Annotated in this window: 2 protein-coding genes; both read right to left on the reverse strand. The window is 42.9% G+C overall.

Features of this window, described 5'->3' with window-relative positions:
- Window positions 1-277: DDE-type integrase/transposase/recombinase (locus tag ASU03_RS18995; protein WP_197411309.1), on the reverse strand; the 277-nt coding region annotated here is incomplete at its 3' end.
- Window positions 278-577: 300 nt separating this feature from the next.
- Window positions 578-855: IS3 family transposase (locus tag ASU03_RS19000; protein ID WP_057833284.1), on the reverse strand; the 278-nt coding region annotated here is incomplete at its 5' end.

The following is an 855-nucleotide window of genomic DNA, read 5'->3' on the forward strand; positions in this document are numbered from 1 at the left end:
TGGTATAGTGACAGCCTTGATCAGAGTGAAACATCACGCCTTTAGGTCTGCCACGCGATTCAAATGCCATTGATAATGCTTTGGCTGTTAATGCCGTATCAGGTGATTGGGACATTGCCCAACCAATGATTTTACGCGCAAACAAGTCCATAACAACCGCAAGATAACACCAACGGTTTCCTTGCCAAATATAGGTTACATCACCGCACCAGGCTTCATTGGGTGCCGCGACAGCAAACTCCCTATGTAAGGTGGTTAGGGATATATAAATGTTCATTCCCACCGCGTTTATAAGCATGCTTAGGTTGTTGGCAACTGTTTAAGTCAAACTTTTCCATTATTTTACTGGCACGGTAACGACTCAGTGGTACTTCTCGCGCTGTCGCTATCGTCGCAAGGGTTCGGGCACCAGCGGAGCCCCTGGACTCAGTAAAGATGGCTTTAACCATTACTTCAGCTTTGATTTTTTTAGGGCAAGGCTGTCTATCCCTGCTATGCCAATACCTGAAACTACTACGGTGTATCTCAAATACGGAGCAAACAACTGATACATCAAAGCTCTCTTGAAGTTTATCGACTATTTCAAACTGTGAATCGAGTCCGACATCAAGAGAGCCGTAGCCTTTTTTAATATATCTTTTTCCAGTTCGATGCGTTTAATTCGTTTCTCTAACGCCTTGATTTTTATTTTATCTGGAGATAAAACATTAGCATGGTCATTACTTTCCGAACGTTCACCCTTTAATTGCCTAACCCACTTGTCCATCGCAGATTTACTTACATTCAGGGATTCAGCCGCTTCTTTTACGGTGTGATCACCATCAACAACTAATTGCGCTGCTTCAAGTTTAAATT

The sequence above is a fragment of the Colwellia sp. TT2012 genome, from assembly GCF_001440345.1.
GTDB lineage: Bacteria > Pseudomonadota > Gammaproteobacteria > Enterobacterales > Alteromonadaceae > Colwellia.